General features: G+C 68.7%; 19 protein-coding genes and 1 pseudogene. 5 read left to right on the top strand and 15 right to left on the bottom strand.

All coding sequences use genetic code 11. The features are described from left to right. Positions 1-75: 75 nt before the first annotated feature. Positions 76-894, bottom strand: coding sequence for a formate dehydrogenase accessory sulfurtransferase FdhD (gene fdhD / locus A5756_RS12630; RefSeq protein WP_066952603.1), 819 nt, complete (start codon positions 892-894; stop codon positions 76-78). A gap of 74 nt (positions 895-968) precedes the next feature. Then, on the bottom strand, positions 969-1,949 hold the full coding sequence (locus A5756_RS12625; RefSeq protein WP_066952601.1) for an SDR family oxidoreductase: 981 nt from the start codon (positions 1,947-1,949) through the stop codon (positions 969-971). A gap of 275 nt (positions 1,950-2,224) precedes the next feature. Between A5756_RS12625 and A5756_RS12620 the strand changes: the two genes are divergently transcribed. Further along, complete coding sequence (locus A5756_RS12620) at positions 2,225-2,983, top strand: GAF and ANTAR domain-containing protein (RefSeq protein WP_066952704.1); 759 nt, start codon at positions 2,225-2,227, stop codon at positions 2,981-2,983. 4 nt (positions 2,984-2,987) lie between these two features. Here A5756_RS12620 and A5756_RS12615 read toward each other — a convergent pair whose 3' ends face one another. From A5756_RS12615 to rplS, 4 genes are all read right to left on the bottom strand, one after another. Then, positions 2,988-3,293, bottom strand: a complete 306-nt coding sequence (locus A5756_RS12615) for a DUF2469 domain-containing protein (protein WP_046184425.1) — start codon at positions 3,291-3,293, stop codon at positions 2,988-2,990. 4 nt (positions 3,294-3,297) lie between these two features. Beyond that, on the bottom strand, positions 3,298-4,092 hold the full coding sequence (locus A5756_RS12610) for a ribonuclease HII (protein WP_066952599.1): 795 nt from the start codon (positions 4,090-4,092) through the stop codon (positions 3,298-3,300). 2 nt (positions 4,093-4,094) lie between these two features. Beyond that, positions 4,095-4,973 (bottom strand): signal peptidase I, encoded by an 879-nt coding sequence (lepB, locus tag A5756_RS12605; protein WP_066952597.1) that lies wholly within the window; start codon positions 4,971-4,973, stop codon positions 4,095-4,097. A 69-nt stretch (positions 4,974-5,042) separates the two neighbouring features. Beyond that, a complete protein-coding gene (gene rplS / locus A5756_RS12600) occupies positions 5,043-5,384 on the bottom strand; it encodes a 50S ribosomal protein L19 (RefSeq protein WP_066952595.1) in 342 nt (113 codons plus the stop codon). A 353-nt stretch (positions 5,385-5,737) separates the two neighbouring features. Between rplS and A5756_RS12595 the strand changes: the two genes are divergently transcribed. Beyond that, the gene (locus A5756_RS12595) at positions 5,738-6,706 is read left to right on the top strand and encodes a hypothetical protein (protein WP_066952593.1); all 969 of its coding nucleotides are present in this window, start codon (positions 5,738-5,740) and stop codon (positions 6,704-6,706) included. On the opposite strand, the gene trmD is transcribed toward A5756_RS12595, so the two are convergent. The 5 genes from trmD to A5756_RS12570 form a co-directional block, all read right to left on the bottom strand. Beyond that, entirely contained in the window at positions 6,703-7,407 is a 705-nt protein-coding gene (gene trmD / locus A5756_RS12590; RefSeq protein ID WP_066952591.1) for a tRNA (guanosine(37)-N1)-methyltransferase TrmD, read from the bottom strand. The genes A5756_RS12595 and trmD overlap by 4 nt on opposite strands. Further along, complete coding sequence (rimM, locus tag A5756_RS12585; RefSeq protein WP_066952589.1) at positions 7,404-7,925, bottom strand: ribosome maturation factor RimM; 522 nt, start codon at positions 7,923-7,925, stop codon at positions 7,404-7,406. The genes trmD and rimM overlap by 4 nt, the downstream gene beginning before the upstream one ends. Before the next feature lie 17 nt (positions 7,926-7,942). After that, on the bottom strand, positions 7,943-8,185 hold the full coding sequence (locus A5756_RS12580; protein WP_003878715.1) for an RNA-binding protein: 243 nt from the start codon (positions 8,183-8,185) through the stop codon (positions 7,943-7,945). A 5-nt stretch (positions 8,186-8,190) separates the two neighbouring features. Continuing rightward, positions 8,191-8,715, bottom strand: a complete 525-nt coding sequence (gene rpsP / locus A5756_RS12575; protein WP_066952587.1) for a 30S ribosomal protein S16 — start codon at positions 8,713-8,715, stop codon at positions 8,191-8,193. Between the two features lie 177 nt (positions 8,716-8,892). Next, a complete protein-coding gene (locus A5756_RS12570) occupies positions 8,893-9,312 on the bottom strand; it encodes a nuclear transport factor 2 family protein (RefSeq protein ID WP_066952585.1) in 420 nt (139 codons plus the stop codon). A 57-nt stretch (positions 9,313-9,369) separates the two neighbouring features. Here A5756_RS12570 and A5756_RS12565 point away from each other — a divergent pair, with 57 nt between their 5' ends. Further along, positions 9,370-10,245 carry a D-alanyl-D-alanine carboxypeptidase family protein gene (locus A5756_RS12565; RefSeq protein ID WP_066952583.1) on the top strand — a complete coding sequence of 292 codons (876 nt, stop codon included), beginning with the start codon at positions 9,370-9,372 and terminating at the stop codon, positions 10,243-10,245. Here the strand turns inward: A5756_RS12565 and A5756_RS12560 are convergent, their stop codons facing one another. From A5756_RS12560 to ffh, 4 genes and pseudogenes are all read right to left on the bottom strand, one after another. Next, entirely contained in the window at positions 10,246-10,854 is a 609-nt protein-coding gene (locus A5756_RS12560; protein ID WP_066952581.1) for a TetR/AcrR family transcriptional regulator, read from the bottom strand. A 1-nt stretch (position 10,855) separates the two neighbouring features. Continuing rightward, a pseudogene (locus A5756_RS12555) lies at positions 10,856-12,684 on the bottom strand (amidohydrolase family protein). Positions 12,685-12,753: 69 nt separating this feature from the next. Further along, entirely contained in the window at positions 12,754-13,833 is a 1,080-nt protein-coding gene (locus A5756_RS12550) for an amidohydrolase family protein (RefSeq protein WP_156659462.1), read from the bottom strand. A gap of 98 nt (positions 13,834-13,931) precedes the next feature. After that, complete coding sequence (gene ffh / locus A5756_RS12545) at positions 13,932-15,488, bottom strand: signal recognition particle protein (protein WP_066952577.1); 1,557 nt, start codon at positions 15,486-15,488, stop codon at positions 13,932-13,934. A 142-nt stretch (positions 15,489-15,630) separates the two neighbouring features. Here ffh and A5756_RS12540 point away from each other — a divergent pair, with 142 nt between their 5' ends. Together A5756_RS12540 and A5756_RS12535 are read left to right on the top strand one after the other, a co-directional pair. After that, positions 15,631-16,425: an alpha/beta hydrolase gene (locus A5756_RS12540; RefSeq protein ID WP_066952575.1), complete on the top strand. Its 795-nt coding sequence runs from the start codon at positions 15,631-15,633 to the stop codon at positions 16,423-16,425. Between the two features lie 103 nt (positions 16,426-16,528). Continuing rightward, positions 16,529-18,259 (top strand): DEAD/DEAH box helicase, encoded by a 1,731-nt coding sequence (locus A5756_RS12535; RefSeq protein ID WP_066952573.1) that lies wholly within the window; start codon positions 16,529-16,531, stop codon positions 18,257-18,259. The last annotated feature ends 4 nt before the right edge of the window (positions 18,260-18,263 follow it).

Here is an 18,263-nt window from a genome sequence, read left to right as displayed (position 1 = left end):
CAGCGACGCCTGCGACCCATCCGCGACGGCCGGTTATCCCCAGTGCCGGCTACATCCACAACTGGCCGCAAACTACTAGCCGATGCGGTCCGCCCTGGTGTAGATGTTCATCGAGTCCTCGCGCAGGAACGCCACCAGCGTGATGCCCGACTCCTCGGCCAGCGAGACCGCCAGCGACGACGGCGCGGACACGGCGGCCAGCACCGGAATCCCGGCCAGCACAGCTTTTTGCGTCAACTCGAAGGAGGCCCGCCCACTGACCAGCAGCACCGAGCCGACCAGCGGCACCCGCCGATGTTCCAGCGCCCAACCGATGACCTTGTCGACCGCGTTGTGCCTGCCGACGTCCTCCCGCACCGCCAGCATGGTGCCGTCGACGCCGAACAGCGCCGCGGCGTGCAGCCCGCCGGTGCTGTCGAAAACCTTTTGCGCCGAACGCAATTGGGCCGGCATCGCCTCGAGCGCGGCCGCCTCGACGGTGGCGGGGTCCGCGCCGGGCGAGAAGCGGCCGATCAGCCGCACGGCGTCCAGCGAGGCCTTGCCGCACACCCCGCACGACGAGGTGGTGTAGAAGTTGCGGGTCACGTCGAGGGTCGGCACCGTGACGCCGGCGGCCAGTGTCACGTCGAGGACGTTATAGGTGTTCGTGCCCTCGACGGCGCCGTCGCAATACCGGATGGTCAGCACGTCGTCGCGGCCGGTGATGATCCCCTCGGTGAGCAGAAAGCCTTGGGCCAGTTCGAAATCCGCGCCCGGGGTGCGCATCGTCACGGTGACCGCCGCGCCGTTCACCCGGATCTCCAGCGGCTCCTCGACGACCAGCGTCTCCGGCCGGCTGATCGCTTTCCCGGCGGTGAGATGCTTTACCCGCCGGCGCGCAGTTACGTGCCGCACTAGGCGAATTCACCGTCAGCCGGGCTCGCGGCGGAACGCTGGAACCTCACGCAGCCAAACTACCCTGGTCGGCGTCACACCGCCGAAGCCAGCGCCCTCAGGGTTTCCGCCGACGAGTGCACCGGCCGCCAGCCCAGCTGGGTGCGCGCTTTGGTGGTGTCCATGACCATCGACGTGCGCGCGGTGTGCAGCCATTCCAGCATGGACGGGACCAGCGGCACCCGCGACAGCGCCGCCGACGCCGCCGAGGCCGCGACGGCCGGCACCCGCACCGGGCGACCGCCCAGCGCCCTGGCCACATCCCCCACCGTCACCACGCCCTCCCCGGCGATGTTGTACGCCCCGGGCGGCGCCGGGGTGGTGGCCGCCAGCGCAATCGCGCTCGCGACGTCGTCGTGGTGCACCAGCTGTAACGGGATGCCCGGGTCCGGGACGACCGGCTTCAAAATCGGCACCGCCTTGACCACGGCGCGCATCGGGCCCGGCAACTGGTTCCACGGCATGGCGTCGGCCAGGACGGTGGCATTGGGCCCGGCGACGATGCACGGCCGCAATACGAACACCTCGAGGGGCGAGTCCTTGGTGATCTCGCCGAGCAGCGCCTCGCACGCCGCCTTCTGCGCGGAGTAGTAATGCTCGTCGGAGCCCCGAGCCGGGACGTCCTCGGTCAGCGGGTCCGGGTTGTCGCCGTGATAGCCGTAGGCCGCCACCGACGAGGTGTACACCAGGCGCCGCGTCCGCTCGCTGGCGACCGTCGCCTCGAACACGTTGCGGGTGCCCTGCAGGTTGATGCGGGCACTCTCTTCCCGCGACCCCATGATGATGAAGGCCAGGTGGATGACCACGTCGGCCTGCGCCACCAGCGCGTCGACAGCCTCGCGGTCCAGGATGTCGCCCTGCTGATAGGTCGTCTTCTGCCAGCCGCGCGAAGACGGATCGAACGGCCGGCGCGCCATCCCGACGATGGCGTCCACGGCGGGTTCACGCTCCAGCGCCGTCACCGCAGACATGCCGATCTCGCCGGTTGGCCCTGTCACCGCGACGGTAATTCCCACTTGAAGGCTTTTTCCCGCCGGGCGCCCGCCGAAACCCCCGGTGGGAAATGTCACCAACGGGCGCCGCCGCGAGCGCCCCGATTCGTGCGTGCAAGGTGCTGGGGTACCCGTATTGTCAGCGGGTGCTTTCGCCGGTCCGGGGACTGGCGGCCGAGGCGCATAGGATTCGTCGCAATAGCACCGAACAGCGTGTGAGGGTCGCGCCCAGGACCGATAATCTACGGCGATCGAAACGCGGGGTCAGACTGCGGAATGCGCAGGGAATGAGGCACAACATGGCGGACGAATCGACGGCCGCAGGCAGGCCGACGCCGGGCGGGGAAATGGCCGACCCCGGGACGGTGTTCGCCGCGCTGGCCGAGATCATCTACCAGGGCTCGGACGCCGGCCAGATGTACGCGGCCATCTGCATCGCCGCCACCATGGTCGTGCGCGGATGCGACCACGCCAGCCTGTTGGTGCGCGACGGCGACCGCTACGTCACCGTGGGCGCCAGTGACCAACTGGCGCGGCAGATCGACGAGCTGGAACGGCGTTCGGGGGACGGTCCGTGCATCGACGCGATCGAGGAGGAGACCCCCCAGATCGACCCGGACCTGACGACGCCGTCGCTGTGGCCGCAGCTGGCGAAGGTGCTGGTGGCGGAAACCCCGGTGCGCGGGGCGATGGGCTTTCGGCTGTTGGTGGACAAACGCAAAGGCGCTGCGCTCAACCTGTTCAGCGACACACCCAACGTGTTCGACGCCGAGTCGGCCGGGCGCGCGGCGGTGCTGGCCGCGTTCGCCAGCGTGGCCATCAATGCGGTCGCCAAGGGCGAGGACGCCACCAGCCTGCGCCGCGGATTGCTGAGCAACCGCGAGATCGGCAAGGCGGTCGGCATGTTGATGCTGCTCCACGACATGACCGAGACGCAGGCGTTCGACCTGCTGCGGCGCCATTCCCAGACGCTGAACATCAAGCTGGCCGATGTGGCGCGGGAGGTCATCGATAGACGCGGCCAATTGCCGCCCGCCGAAGAGCAGGAGAACGACTAGCTCGCTACTCCGGCAACCGCAGCTCGGGCTTTTCCACCTCTTCGATGTTGACGTCCTTGAACGTCACCACCCGCACCTGCTTGACGAACCGGGCCGGGCGGTACATGTCCCACACCCAGGCGTCGGACAGTCGCAGCTCGAAGTACACCTCGCCGTCGGCGTTGCGGGGCACCATCTCCACGCTGTTGGCCAGGTAGAAGCGCCGCTCGGTTTCGACGACGAAGCTGAACTGGCCGACGATGTCCTTGTATTCGCGATACAGCGAGAGCTCCATCTCGGTTTCGTACTTTTCGAGATCCTCGGCACTCATCTGTTCAGACGTCCTTCTCGGAGAAACACTTCCCCGGCGTTCCGCCCGGGGAATCCTGGCCCCATCTTTCCTCACCGATATCCGCCGCGCGCGGGCGAGGGTCCGGTCGGCATTCGGCCACGACGCGGCCGCCCAACCCTGCTGACCCTATGGCCACGCGCCGGACATTGATGAACGAGTGGCGGTGTTCGGGGCAGGGACCCAGCCGCGTCAGCGCCGTGCTGTGCGCCGGTGTGCTGTAACCCTTGTGTTCGGCGAAGCCGTAGCCCGGGTGGTCGGCGTCCATGGCGACCATCAGCCGGTCCCGGCTGACCTTCGCCAGCACGCTGGCCGCGGCGATGCACGCCGCCACCGCGTCGCCGCCGATGACCGGGAGCGACGGCACCGGCAGGCCGGGCACCCGGAATCCGTCGCTGAGCACATAACCGGGCCGCAGCGACAGGCCGGCCACGGCGCGGCGCATGCCTTCGATGTTGGCGACGTGCACGCCGCGCCGGTCCACTTCGGCCGGGGGGATGAACACGACGTGGTAGGCCAGCGCGTAACGACGGATCAGCGGGAACAACTTCTCCCTGGCACTCTCGGTGAGCTTTTTCGAATCATCAAGCGCAGCAAGGCTTTCCAGGCGGCCAGGCCCCAGCACGCAGGCCGCCACCACCAATGGGCCCGCGCAGGCGCCGCGGCCGACTTCGTCCACGCCGGCGACCGGCCCCAACCCGCTGCGATACAGCGCGGATTCCAGGGTGCGCAATCCCGACGATTTGCGGATCACCGTCCGCGGCGGCCACGTCGTGGTCATGGCTACTGATGCTGCTGCGGGTTCACCGAAGACACGCCACCCCATCGCCCGGGCGGCCACACGATGAACCTCGCCTTGCCGATCACGTTGGACACCGGCACGGTCCCCGACGCGGGATCGCCCGTGCACAACACGCCCTTGAGCGCCTCGGTCGGGACACTGTTGCAGTGGGCGCGGGAATCCGCCGAGTGGGTCCGGTTGTCGCCCATCACCCACAGCCGCCCCTGCGGAACGGTGACCGGCCCGAACTCGCTGCCCAGGCACGGATACACCGACGGGTCGGCCATCATGGTGGCCGGATCCAGGTAGGGCTCTTTGAGCGGCTTGCCGTTGACCGTCAAGCCGGTGTCGGCCCGGCACTGCACCGTCTGCCCGCCGACGGCGATGACCCGCTTCACCAAGTCGTTTTCGTCGGGAGGCACGAAGCCGATGAAGGACAGCGCATCCTGTGCCCACCGCAGCACGGTGTTGTTGGACCGGATCGACTTGTACCCCAGGTTCCAGGAGGGCGGCCCCTTGAAGACGATGACGTCACCGGGGCGGGGTGACTCGAAGCGATAGCTGACCTTGTCGACCATGATCCGGTCACCGACACAACCGGCGCAGCCGTGCAGCGTCGGCTCCATCGATTCCGACGGGATCAGGTAGGGCCGTGCCACGAACGTCAACATGACGTAATAGAGGGCCACCGCGATTACCGCCAGCAGCGCGAATTCCCGCAGCGTGGATCGCTTGGTGCGCTCCGGCGTGTCCTCGTCGGGCGCCTCTCCCGGTTCGGGGACCTTCGGCGACTCGCCTTCGGGCGTGTCCGGGATTTGAGTGGAGACCTTCGGCTCTGACTGGGCGGACTGGGGCTCAGATGAGTCCGTGGGTTCGGTCACGAGATCAGAGTAGCCAGCGCAGATTGTGGCGCGCTAAACCGACCGTGACTGCCGCCCGGCCGTCCCAGCTCAGCGCTTTTCCTTGATCTTGGCCTTCTTGCCGCGGAGCTCACGCAGGTAGTAGAGCTTGGCGCGGCGGACATCTCCACGGGTCACCACCTCGATGTGGTCGATGTTCGGCGAATGCACCGGAAACGTCCGCTCGACGCCGACGCCGTAGCTCTCCTTGCGCACGGTGAAGGTCTCGCGGACGCCGCCGCCCTGTCGACGGATCACCGCGCCCTTGAACACCTGGATACGCTCCTTGGCGCCCTCGATGACCTTGACGTGCACGTTGATGGTGTCGCCCGGGCCGAAAACGGGGATGTCGTCGCGCAGCGACGCTTGGTCGACGAAGTCCAGGCGGTTCATCTGAGAAGACACTTCCTTGCGGTCGCGGCCTGCGGCAACAGCTCTCACCTGCACGTGAGGCAGTCGCCAAGCCGATGGTTTGGGGCAACTTGGGCGTATCTCGCAGCAGGCAAGAAGCGGCCCGGCCGGCCTGGAACCGCTGGAGACAACTGGTCAATTGTGCCAGACAGGAGGCTTGCCACGAAAATCACAGCGTCGGAGGCGGTTCGCAACGAGCCGAAAACGCTGGTGAATGGTACATATGACTGGGGCCAGAACGCGCTACCCGACCTTGCGTAATGGCCGGGACAGGTGGCGCGATGCGGCCCACACCAGTGCGCTTGGGTGCGTCGGAGCCACGTCGGAGGAGAGGAATGCGCGTTCGGCCGCTGATTTTGTTCACCGCCACAGCGGCGGTGGCGTTGATCGTGGCCGCCGGATGCGAGGCGAAGGTACAGGCCAACGTATATAGCCTCCCGGTCTACGTCACGCCCGACCGAGGCCTGCGCCAGCCGCCCCCGCAGTCGGCCGAGGTCCTGCTCGAGGCGGTCAAGCCACCGCAGCCCGAACTGCAGCTGACCGCCCCGGGGCCCGTCGGCCTGCAGGCGCGGGTGCAGCAGGCAACCGACGAAGCCGCCGCCGGCGGAGCCGCCCTCTCGGTGGCGATCCTCGATCGCAAGACCCACCAGCTGGTCTCCACCGGCAACAGCCAGGTCATCGGCACCGCGTCGGTGGCCAAGCTGTTCATCGCCGACGACCTGCTGCTGCACGAATCGGAGGGCAAGGCCGCGCTGACCGCCAACGACCGCCAGGCGTTGGACATCATGTTGCAGTCATCCGACGACGGCGCGGCCGAGAAGTTCTGGGGCCAGGGCGGCGAGAACGCCATCATCACCGCGGTCGCGGCCCGCTACGGGCTCACGTCGACCACCCCGCCCAGCGACGGACGCTGGTGGAACACCATGAGCACGACGACCGACCTGATCCGCTACTACGAGATGCTGCTCGACGGGTCGGGCGGGCTGCCCGCGGACAAGGCGAAGATCATCGTCGACGACCTGGCCCAGTCCACGCCCAACGGGCTGGACGGCTACCCGCAACGCTTCGGCATCCCGGAGGGTCTGTACGCCGAACCGGTGGCGGTCAAGCAGGGCTGGATGTGCTGCATCGGCAGCGACTGGATGCACTTGTCGACCGGGGTGATCGGCTCGGACCGTCGCTACATCATGGTGGTGCAGTCGCTGCAGCCCTCCGACGACGCCACCGCCCGCGACACCATCACCCGGGCGGTCAGGACGATATTTCCCGAGGGCCGAATCGACCCGTTGGGGCGCGGGCTCTAATCTTCTTGCCCGGGCTCGTCCAGCAGCTCCGGGCGTCGTTCGCGGGTGCGCTGCAACGAGACCTCCCGGCGCCAGGCGGCGACGCGCGCGTGGTCGCCGGATAACAACACCTCGGGAACGTCGAGCCCGCGCCAGCTCGGCGGCCGGGTGTAGCTGGGCCCCTCCAGCAGCCGGTCCAGCGCCGGGGAGTGCGAATCCTCGCGATGCGACGCCGGATTGCCGAGGACGCCCTCGAGCAGGCGCACCACGGCTTCGATCATCACCACCGCCGCCGACTCCCCACCCGGCAGGACATAGTCGCCGATCGAGACCTCCTCGACGCGCATCCGCCGGGCGGCATCCTCGATGACCCGCTGGTCGATGCCCTCGTAGCGGCCGCACGCGAACACCAGGTGCTCCTCGGCGCTCCATCGCTGGGCGTCAGCCTGTGTGAACAACGCACCAGCGGGGGTGGGGACAACCAAAACGGTTTGCTCCGAGCAGATCTCGTCCAGCGCTTCGCCCCACACCGGGGCCTTCATCACCATCCCGGGACCACCGCCGTACGGCGCGTCGTCGACCGAGCGATGCACGTCGTGCGTCCACCGACGCAGATCGTGCACCCGCAGGTCGACCAGCCCCGACTGAATTGCCTTGCCCGGCAACGATTGTCGCAACGGGTCGAGGAAGTTCGGGAAGATCGTGACGACGTCGATTCTCATGCGAGATCCAGCAGGCCCTCGGGCGGATCGATCTCGACACTGCGGTCGTCGAGCGACACCGACGTGACGATCGCGCCGACGAACGGCACCAGTACTTCCCCACCGTCGCCTCGGCGCACCGCCAACAACTCACCCCCGGCGGTGTGCAACACCTCGGCGACGACACCGACGTCCTGGCCCGCAACCGTCCGGACGTGCAGCCCTTCGAGTTGGTGGTCGTAGTAGGTGTCCGGCTCATCAATGGGGGGCAAATCAGCGGAATCGACGACGAACAGGGTGCCGCGCAGCGCGTCGGCGGAGTCCCGGTCGGCCACCCCGGCCAATCGCAACAGCAGCCGCCCGCCGTGCTCGCGCGCGCTCTCGACTACGAAGTCACGTTCTTCACCACCGCGGGATGGCTTGCCCCGCAGGGTGTTACCCGGCGCGAAGCGGGTCGCCGGGTCGTCGGTGCGGATCTCGACGACGACCTCGCCGCCGATCCCGTGCGCTTTCGCGACGCGCCCGACGGTCAACTCCAACGGAGCTCCATCAGCGGCTACTGGTCGGTGTCCACCACGTCGACGCGGATACCGCGGCCACCGATACCGGCGACCAGCGTGCGCAGCGCAGTCGCGGTGCGACCCCCGCGACCGATCACCTTGCCCAGGTCGTCGGGATGGACGTGGACCTCGACCGTTCTGCCACGGCGGCTGGTCACCATGTCGACCCGGACGTCGTCGGGGTTGTCGACGATCCCACGGACCAGGTGCTCCACTGCGTCAACGACGACGGTGCTCACGTCGGTCAGCTTTCGGCGCTCGGCGCGGCCTGCTCGCCGCCCTCGGCGGCCGTCTCCGCCGGCGCGGCCTCAGCGGCCGGCTCCGCCGGCGTCTCGGGGGCAGCCGCCGCCTCTGGCTCGGCGGCCTTGGCGGCCTTCTTCGCCGGCGCCTTCTTCTTCGGCTTCGCCGCCTCGGTGGTGGGACCGCCCTCGGCCTCGGCCAGCGCGGCGTTGAACAGCTCGAGCTTGCTGGGCTTCGGCGGGGCGACCTTCAAGCGGCCCTCGGCGCCCGGCAGGCCCTTGAACTTCTGCCAGTCGCCGGTGATCTTGAGCAGCTTGAGGACGGGCTCGGTGGGCTGAGCACCCACGGACAGCCAGTACTGCGCGCGCTCGGAGTTGATCTCGATGAGGCTCGGGTCTTCCTTCGGGTGGTAGCGGCCGATGACCTCGATGGAGCGACCGTCGCGCCGCGTCCGAGCGTCGGCGACGGCGATGCGGTACTGGGGATTGCGGATCTTGCCAAGCCGGGTCAGCTTGATCTTCACAGCCATGGTTAAGCGGGTTCTCCTGTGTGTGTCACGCTGCAATTCAGCGATCGGGGCGGGGATGCCCGGATCCGGTTTTGCCTCGCGTGTATGACCACGAAGCGATGCGTAATCGCTCGGCGGACAGCCGCCCATTGTGCCAGACCAGGGCGCCGCCCCAGAAATCGCGGCGGCGGCCGCCGCCTACATGACCTTCTGGAAGACCTTGGTCTCGACCCGACGGGTCATCCGCCAGCCGTCCGGCGTGCGGACGAACTCGTCGTCGTACCAGAGCCCGCAGAACAACACCTGCTCCTTGTCCCCGCCGAGCACCATCGGGTTGAAGCAGATCACCCGCGACGAGGCCTTATCCCCGTCGATGCGCACCGAGAAGTTGCCGAGCATGTGCGCGTACACCGGGAAGTTCGGCAGCACCTCCGACAGCCACTTCTTGACCTCCGGGTAGTGGCCCTCGATGCCGCCGAGGGCGGTGTAGTCGATGTACGCGTCTTCCGTGAACACCTGGTCGAGATCGTCGAATCGGCGCTGGTCAATGGCGGTGGAATAGTCCACCAGAAGCTGCTGGATCTCTAAGCGGTCGGAAATCTCGGCCAGGCTCAACATGCATCGGACAGTACTGAAATCGACGCCGAACAGGCCCGGAAGTTAGACTTTCCGGCCATGCGCAAGGTCATGGCCGCAGCGGCGGCCCTGCTCACGGTGGGTGCGTACGGGGCAACCGTCCCCACGGCCCGGGCCGACAGCATGCAGCCGGTGGGCTCGGTGCCGATCCCGGACGGCCCGGCCCAGACCTGGATCGTCGCCGATCTCGACACCGGCCAGGTGCTGGCCGACCGCGACCAGAACGTGGCCCACCCGCCGGCGAGCACGATCAAGACGCTGCTGGCCCAGGTGGTCCTCGACTCGGTGAGCCTGGACTCCACCGTCGTCGCCGACACCGCCGACACCCAGGTGGAGTGCAATTGCGTCGGCATCAAACCGGGCCGCACCTACACCGCACGTCAGCTCCTCGACGGCCTGCTGCTGGTCTCGGGTAACGACGCCGCCAACACGCTGGCGCACATGCTGGGCGGGCCCGAAGTCACGGTCGCCAAGATGAACGCCAAGGCCGCCTCGCTCGGCGCGACGAGCACCCATGCCGCGACGCCGTCCGGGCTCGATGGGCCAGGCGGATCCGGGTCATCGACCGCGCACGACCTGGCCGTCATCTTCCGCGCCGCGATGGCCAACCCGGTGTTCGCTCAGATCACGGCCGAGCCGTCGGCGATGTTCCCCGGCGATAACGGCGAACACCTCATCACCAATCAGGACGAGCTGTTGCAGCGCTACCCCGGCGCGATCGGCGGCAAGACCGGGTTCACCAACGCGGCCCGCAAGACCTTTGTCGGGGCCGCCGCCCGCGGTGGCCGTCGGTTGGTCATCGCCATGATGTACGGGTTGATCAAAGAGGGCGGCCCGACGTACTGGGACCAGGCGGCGACGTTGTTCGACTGGGGATTCGCCCAAGGCCCGCAGTCCAGCATCGGCTCGCTGTAGCTATTCCGCCAGGCCCGCGTCCCCCGCCGCCGCGGACAGCAGCGTCATCAGCATCGGGATCCGTTGCTCGGCGATCTGCGGCTGCGGCAGCACCCCCTCCACCACCGCGGCCCCGTCGAACACGTTGGTCAGCAACGCGACCAGCACCGGGAACGTTTCCTCGGGGAAGCTTTCGGCCCCGGGCAGCGTACGGGCGGCGTCGTGAATCTTCGCCGAGTACTGGCGCAGCTCGGTTTGCAAAGTGGCCCTGAGCTTTTCGTCGGTGCGCGCGGCGACCAACAGCTCGTAGAGCACGGCATTGCTCGGGGCGGCGGTGATGTCGCGGAGTATCGCCAGGGCGGCTTCGAGCGCCGGCCGATCGGCCGGGATTTCGGCGACCCGCTTGGTGAACGTCTCGAGCTGACGACGCAGCACCTCCGACGCCGTGGCGGCCATGAAGTCGCCCATCGTCTCGAAGTGCCGGAACAGGGCGCCCACCGACACCCCGGCGCGCTTGGTGATCACGGCCGCCGACGCTCGGGCGTATCCGACCTCGATGATGGTGGCGATGCAGGCGTCGAGAAGCCGTCCCACGGTCTCTTCCCGACGCTGCTGCTGGGTTCTGGCCACGTCAGCCCCCGATTCTCAGGGCGCTCCGGCCCCGGTGTCGCTGGCCCGCGCGCAGGTAGCGGCCCGACTTCAAGGTCCGGCCGTAGCCGTCCCTGAACTGCCCCGCGCGGAAGACGACGGCCCCGCCCACACGGTCGCGACGACGGCGTCGTCGTTGCGATTGACCATGCGCCGCAAGCCCCCGTAGAACGGCACCTCCTCCTCGTAGTAGCCCTCGACCGTTTCGTTGAGGCCGGCCGGGTCGATCACCACGAAGTCCGCGCGGTCGCCCTGCCGCAGCGTGCCGGCGTCGACGCCGAACCACTCCCCCAGTTCGCCGGTCAGGCGATGCACCGCCTGCTCGATGGGCATGAACGGTGCGCCCGCCCGGGAGGCGTCCCGAGCCCGCTTGAGCAGCTTGATCGGGAAGTTGTAGAAGGCCATGTTGCGCAGGTGCGCACCGGCATCCGAGAAGCCCATGTGCACGCTGCCCTCATTGGCGAGCGCGTTGAGCAGCTTGGGGCGGTGGTTGGCCACGACGGTCGTCCACCGGACGTTGCGTTCGCCGTTCTCGACGAGCACGTCCAGGAATGCGTCGAGCGGGTGCAGCTTGCGCTCGTCGGCGATGGCCCCAAAGCTCTTGCCTATCAACGACTCGTCGGGGCACTCGACGATGACCGCGTCGTGGAAGTCGCGGTGCCACAACGACGGTCCGAGTTTGATCCGGTCGAACTCCTTGCGGAACTTCCGGCGGTATTCCTTGTCGGCAAGTAACTCGTTGCGCTCCAACTGGTCCCGCAGGTGCAGGGCGGCCGTTCCGGCGCCGAATTCCTCGAAGACCGGCAGATCGATTCCGTCGGAGTACAACTCGAACGGCACCGGCAGATGCTGGAATCGCACATGAGAGCCCAGCAGCTTGTTCAGCAAGCGGGTCCCCGGGCCGAAGACGTATACCGACAGCGGCATCGACTTGGCATCGGCGGATACCAGCATGCTCATGCGAACGCCCTTGCCGCGGTTGAGGATCCGGCTACTGGCCAGGAAGAAGAGCATTCCGGACGACGGCTTCGCCACGTTGGGCGCGCTCTGCAGCATGCGTCCGCGCTTGCGCAGCACCTTGATGAGCCGGCGGCGCTCGCGCCAGGTCGCGAAGGTGGACGGCAGCGCCCGCGACCGGAATCGCTCACCGTCGAGCTTGTCGATGGCCGCGTCCATCCCCGACATGCCGAGCACCCCGGCGTCGAGCGCCTCCTCCAGCAGGGCCGCCATCTGCTCCAGCTCGGCGGGGGTGGGCGTGACGGTGGCGTCGGTGGCCCGATCGAGCCCGAGAACCGCCGTCCGCAGGTCCGAATGGCCAAGCAGCGAGCCGACATTCGGCCCGAGCGGCAGGGCGTCGATGGCCTTGATGTATTCCGCTGCGGTGGACCACGTCTTGTTCTGCAGGGCGCCGTAGACGAACTCGCGCGGCACGGCTTCGACGCGGCTGAACAGGTCGGCGGCGTCCTCGGAGCTGGCGTAGACCGTCGACAACGAGCAGTTCCCGAGCAACACGGTGGTGACACCGTGCCGCACGGACTCCCGCAGGCCCGGATCCAGCAGCACCTCGGCGTCATAGTGGGTGTGCACGTCGACGAAGCCGGGCACGATCCACTTGCCGGCCGCGTCGATCACCTCGGGGCAGCCCGTCTCGTCCAGCGGCCCGTCCGACACGGTGGCCACCACGCCGTCGCGAATACCCAGCGTGCGGGTCTGCGGCGCGCTGCCGGTGCCGTCGAACCACAGCCCTTCGCGAATGATCACGTCGTAAGCCACTTTTGCCTCCAGTTGTCGTGGTGACATGGACCGTAACATAGATAGCAAGCACTCGCAATCTTTTCCGGAAGCCGGCGCGGCAACCCCGTGAACAGGGCCGATTCCGGGCTACGTCGGCGAGCGGAACACCTTGCCGCGCAAAATCACCAGGTCCGGACGGTGCAGCGCGGCCGGGCTCGACCGCGGATCGTCCGCGAAGCACAGCAGGTCGGCGGAAGCGCCGTGATCGAGGCCGGGGCGGCCCAGCCAGCGCCGGGCGTCCCAGCACCCCGCGCCCAACGCATCGGTCGGGCTCATGCCGATGCCCTTGAGCGCTTCGATCTCGTCGGCGATGCGCCCGGGCGCGACCATGGTGCCGGCGTCACTGCCGGCGTAGATCGGCACGCCCGCATCACGGGCCGCGGCGATCCGCGACAGCCCGCGTGCATGCAGGTCGCGCATGTGGGCGGCGTAGGTCGGATACTTCCCGGCCGCGGCGTCGGCGATACCCGGGAAATTCTCGACGATGTTGACCAGCGTGGGGACCAGGACGGTCCCGTGCTCGACCATCAGCGCGATGGTGTCATCGGTGAGGCCGGTGCCGTGCTCGATGCAGTCGATGCCGGCCCTGACCAGGCCCGGCAGCGCGTCCTCACTGAAGACGTGCGCGGTGACCCGGGCGCCATGGGCATGTGCGGTGTCGATGGCCGCCTTGAGCACGTCGTCGGACCACAGCGGTGCGAGGTCGCCGACGCTGCGATCGATCCAGTCGCCGACCAGCTTGATCCAGCCATCGCCGCGCCGCGCCTCTTCGGCCACCGCCTCGGGCAGTTGCCACTCGTCTTCCAGCTCGCGCGAGAAACCCGCCGCATACCGCTTGGGCCGGGCCAGATGTTTTCCGGCCCGGATGATGCGCGGCAGATCCTCGTGGTCGTCGAGGCTGCGGGTGTCGGTCGGTGAGCCGCAGTCCCGCAACAGCAGCGCACCGACGTCGCGTTCGATCTCGGCCTGGGCGATCGCCTCGTCGAGCCGAATCTCGCCGTGCTCGCCGAGCCCGACGTGGCAGTGCGCGTCCACCAGGCCCGGGATGATCCAGCCGCCGTCAAAGACGGTGTCGGCCCCCGCGACCGGTTCGGTGCTGATGCGCCCGCCGACGATCCACAGCTCGGTTGGGGTCTCGTCCGGCAGCCCAACACCTCGCACGTGCATGCGCACAGCGGGTCAGTTTCGTCGGGTCCGACGGTGACGACCTGGGGGCACCTCCCGCTTGCGGGGGACTTCGCCCGGCTTCGCCGCGCTCGCGATCGTCACGACTTGCCTGGGAACTTGAGTTTGGACAGGTCGAAATCCGCCAGCCCGGGCGGCAGCTCGTTGAGGCCTTCCGGCATGTGCGAAAGGTCCGGGAATCCGGCCGGCATGCCCGGCATCCCGGCGCCGAGGGGGTTCCTGGCCTTGGGCGGCGTCGGGCCCCGCCCGCCCTTCTTGCCCTTCTTGCCCTTGCCGCCCTTGGCCTTTCGGGTCGCCGACTTGCGACCCATGCCGGGGATGCCCATGCCGCCGAGCATCGACGACATCATCTTGCGGGCCTCGAAGAACCGGTCCACCAGCTGGTTCACCTCGGACACCGAGACGCCGGACCCGTTGGCGATGCGCAGCCGCCGGGAGGCGTTGATGATCTTCGGGTCGGCCCGCTCTTGGGGCGTCATGCCGCGGATGATGGCCTGCAGGCGGTCGAGTTGCTTGTCGTCGACCTGTGCCAGCGCGTCCTTCATCTGCCCGGCGCCGGGAAGCATGCCCAGCAGGTTGCCGATCGGACCCATCTTGCGGATGGCGAGCATCTGCTCGAGGAAGTCCTCCAGCGTCAGCTCGCCGGTGCCGATCTTGGCGGCGGCGGCCTCGGCCTGCTCGGCGTCGAAGACCTGCTCGGCCTGTTCGATCAGGCTCAGCACGTCGCCCATGCCCAGGATGCGGCCGGCCATCCGGTCGGGGTGGAAGACGTCGAAGTCCTCCAGCTTCTCGCCGGTGGAGGCGAAAAGGATTGGGACGCCGGTCACCTCGCGCACCGACAACGCGGCGCCACCGCGGGCGTCACCGTCGAGCTTGGTCAATACCACCCCGGTGAAGCCGACGCCCTCGCGGAACGCCTCCGCGGTGGTCACGGCGTCCTGCCCGATCATCGCGTCCAGCACGAACAGCACTTCGTCGGGATTGACGGCGTCGCGGATGGCCGCGGCCTGGGACATCAGCTCGTCGTCGATGCCCAGCCGGCCGGCGGTGTCGACGATGACGACGTCGTGGTGCTTCGCCCGGGCCTCGGCGAGCCCCGCCGCCGCGACCGCGACCGGGTCACCGGGCCCCGATCCGGGGGACTCGCCGGGATGCGGCGCGAACACCGGTACCCCGGCGCGCTCACCGACGACTTGCAGCTGGTTCACCGCGGCCGGCCGCTGCAGGTCGCACGCCACCAACAGCGGAGTGTGCCCCTGCCCGCGCAGCCACGCGGCCAGCTTTCCGGCCAGCGAGGTCTTACCGGAACCCTGCAGACCGGCGAGCATCACCACGGTCGGCGGCGTCTTGGCGAACGCCAGCTGGCGGGTTTCCCCACCCAGGATGCCGATGAGCTCTTCGTTGACGATCTTGACGACCTGCTGCGCCGGGTTGAGGGCGCCGGAGACCTCGGCACCCCGGGCGCGGTCCTTGATCCGGGTGACGAACGCGCGCACCACGGGCAACGACACGTCGGCTTCCAGCAGCGCCAGCCGGATCTCGCGGGTGGTGGCCTCGATGTCGGCGTCGGTCAGTCGACCCTTGCCGCGTAGTCCCTGAAGTGCACCGGTCAACCGGTCGGACAGCGATTCAAACACCCCGCCAGCCTAGTGGTAGTCCAGCCCGGCCGGCTTGGCGCCGCCCATCGACCGCGACACCGCAACTACGCACACGACGCGCCGATAAAGGTGTGCGTAGTTTCAGTCTCGCCGAAACGGCGAGCGGGTTTGAATGGTTCCCATGCTCGAGGTGATCGACAAAGGATCCTGCAGCCGAGATCATCCGGTGCCGCTGCTGTTCGTGCACGGCGGCTGGCACGGCGCGTGGTGCTGGGAGCACTTCCTGGACTTCTTCGCCGACGCGGGCTACCGCGCGGTCGCGATGAGCCTGCGGGGGCACGGCGCCAGCCCGACGGCCAAGCCGCTGCACAAGGTTTCCATCGCCGACTACATCGACGACCTCCGTTCGGTGGCCGACGAACTGGGCGGCGACCCCGTGCTGATAGGCCATTCGCTGGGTGGCTTCGTCATCCAGCGCCACCTCGAAACACGCGGCGCCCCGGCGGCGGTCCTGGTGGGCTCCGTACCGCCGCAGGGCGTGCTCAGGTTGGCGGTGCGCGTCTGGCGCCGCCGGCCATCGATGACGATGGAAGCCTGGACCGACCCCACGCTGCTGAAATTCCTCGCCACCCCGGCTCTGGTCCGTGAGTACCTGTTCTGCGCCGACACGCCCGAGGCGGTCGTCGAATCCTGCAGGCAACGCGCGGGGGCCGAGAGCATCCGCGCCGCCATGACCGATCCCGTGGTCCGCCGTGTCAGAACGCGGCGGGTGACCACGCCGATCCTGGTCCTCGGCGCGCAGTACGACGGCTTCGTCAGCGCCGGCGATGTGCGTGCCACGGCGCGCGCGTATGCGACCGAACCGGAATTCTTCCCGATGGGCCACAACATGATGCTCGAGCCGGGGTGGGCTGACGTCGCGCAACGCATCCACGGGTGGCTGCAGACCCGCGACCTCGCGGGCCGGCCACGGTAGCCGCGCCCGAGTCGTTACTGCGCCGAAAAGCGTTGGCGTGCTAGATTTCACAGCCACCGCTTCACCACTCTGGCCGGGTCGACAATTACAACAAACGGGGGAAATGTCCGTGCAACCGCTCGCTCGCACGGAGTCTCCCGTCGACGACAGCGGCCGTGCGCTGCGGGGTTGGCAGCGCCGGGCGTTGGTGAAATACCTGGCCGGCCAACCGCGCGATTTCCTGGCCGTGGCGACCCCGGGCTCCGGCAAGACGACGTTCGCCCTGCGGGTGGCCGCGGAACTGCTGAGCCAGCGCGTCGTCGAGCAGATCACGGTCGTGGTGCCCACCGAGCACCTCAAGGTGCAGTGGGCCCAGGCCGCCGCACGGCACGGCATCGCCCTGGACCCGAAGTTCTCCAACTCCCATGCCCTGATGTCGGGCGAGTACCACGGCGTGATGGTCACCTACGCTCAGGTCGCGGCGCATCCGACGCTGCACCGGGTACGCACCGAGCAGCGCAAGACGTTGGTGGTCTTCGACGAGATTCACCACGGCGGTGACGCCAAGACCTGGGGTGAGGCCATCCGCGAGGCCTTCGGCGATGCGACGCGCCGGCTCGCCTTGACGGGCACGCCCTTTCGCAGCGACGACAGCCCCATCCCGTTCGTCGCCTACGAATCGGGCGCCGACGGGGTGCGGCGTTCGCAGGCCGACCACACTTACGGCTACGCCGAGGCTCTTGCCGACGGGGTGGTCCGACCGGTGGTCTTCCTGGCCTACTCCGGGGAGGCGCGCTGGCGGGACAGTGCCGGCGAGGAGCACGCCGCGCGGCTGGGCGAGCCGCTGACCGCCGAGCACACGGCGCGGGCCTGGCGCACGGCGCTCGACCCGGCCGGCGAATGGATGCCCGCGGTGATCGCGGCCGCCGACCAGCGGCTGAGCCAGAAGCGCGCGCACGTGCCCGACGCCGGCGGCATGATCATCGCCTCGGACCGCACCGCGGCGCGCGCCTACGCAACCCTGCTGACCAGGCTGACCTCCGAGGCGCCGACGGTGGTGCTGTCCGACGATCCCGGATCCTCCGCGCGCATCAGCGAATTCGCCGCCGGCACCAGCCGGTGGCTGGTGGCCGTGCGGATGGTCTCCGAAGGCGTCGACGTGCCCCGGCTCTCGGTCGGCATCTACGCCACCAGCGCCTCCACTCCGCTGTTCTTCGCGCAGGCCATCGGCCGCTTCGTGCGATCGCGCCGGCCGGGCGAGACCGCCAGCATCTTCCTGCCGTCGGTACCCAATCTGCTGCAGCTCGCCAGCGAGCTGGAGGCCCAGCGCAATCACGTGCTGGGGGATCCGCACCGCCCCGACGACGACCCCCTCGACGGCGATCCCGCCATCAGGACGCAGACCGAAAAGACCGAGGCCGACAACGGCTTCACCTCACTGGGCGCCGACGCGGAGCTGGATCAGGTCATCTTCGACGGGTCGTCGTTCGGCACCGCCGCGCCGGCCGGAAGCGACGAGGAGGCCGATTACCTCGGCATCCCGGGGTTGCTCGATGCCGATCAGATGCGGGCGCTGCTGCACCGCCGGCAGGACGAGCAGCTGCAGCGACGGGCCGCACAGGGTGCGCCGGCCGCGGTGTCGGGGCCGCCGTCGATGCATGGCCAACTGCGCGAGCTGCGCCGCGAGCTCAACAGCCTGGTGTCGGCCACCCACCACCGCATCGGCAAGCCGCACGGCTGGATTCACAGCGAACTTCGCCGTCGTTGCGGGGGGCCACCGATCGCCGCCGCGACCCGCGAACAGATCCAGGACCGCATCGAGGCCCTGCGGCGACTCAACGCCGAGCACGCCTGACCCC

The sequence above is a fragment of the Mycobacterium sp. 852002-53434_SCH5985345 genome, from assembly GCF_001667155.1.
Taxonomy (GTDB): Bacteria; Actinomycetota; Actinomycetes; order Mycobacteriales; family Mycobacteriaceae; genus Mycobacterium.
Note: the sequence above shows the minus strand (reverse complement) of the source record. Positions and strands in the feature narration are given on the sequence as shown.

Excerpts from the sequence above, each read along its gene's own strand:
- A5756_RS12620 (WP_066952704.1), top strand. The coding sequence starts at position 2,225 with ATGGCGGACGAATCGACGGCCGCAGGCAGGCCGACGCCGGGCGGGGAA.
- A5756_RS12615 (WP_046184425.1), bottom strand. The coding sequence starts at position 3,293 with ATGAGTGCCGAGGATCTCGAAAAGTACGAAACCGAGATGGAGCTCTCG.
- A5756_RS12610 (WP_066952599.1), bottom strand. The coding sequence starts at position 4,092 with ATGACCACGACGTGGCCGCCGCGGACGGTGATCCGCAAATCGTCGGGA.
- rplS (WP_066952595.1), bottom strand. The coding sequence starts at position 5,384 with ATGAACCGCCTGGACTTCGTCGACCAAGCGTCGCTGCGCGACGACATC.
- A5756_RS12595 (WP_066952593.1), top strand. The coding sequence starts at position 5,738 with ATGCGCGTTCGGCCGCTGATTTTGTTCACCGCCACAGCGGCGGTGGCG.
- trmD (WP_066952591.1), bottom strand. The coding sequence starts at position 7,407 with ATGAGAATCGACGTCGTCACGATCTTCCCGAACTTCCTCGACCCGTTG.
- rpsP (WP_066952587.1), bottom strand. The coding sequence starts at position 8,715 with ATGGCTGTGAAGATCAAGCTGACCCGGCTTGGCAAGATCCGCAATCCC.
- A5756_RS12570 (WP_066952585.1), bottom strand. The coding sequence starts at position 9,312 with ATGTTGAGCCTGGCCGAGATTTCCGACCGCTTAGAGATCCAGCAGCTT.
- A5756_RS12565 (WP_066952583.1), top strand. The coding sequence starts at position 9,370 with ATGCGCAAGGTCATGGCCGCAGCGGCGGCCCTGCTCACGGTGGGTGCG.
- A5756_RS12550 (WP_156659462.1), bottom strand. The coding sequence starts at position 13,833 with ATGCACGTGCGAGGTGTTGGGCTGCCGGACGAGACCCCAACCGAGCTG.
- A5756_RS12540 (WP_066952575.1), top strand. The coding sequence starts at position 15,631 with ATGCTCGAGGTGATCGACAAAGGATCCTGCAGCCGAGATCATCCGGTG.
- A5756_RS12535 (WP_066952573.1), top strand. The coding sequence starts at position 16,529 with ATGTCCGTGCAACCGCTCGCTCGCACGGAGTCTCCCGTCGACGACAGC.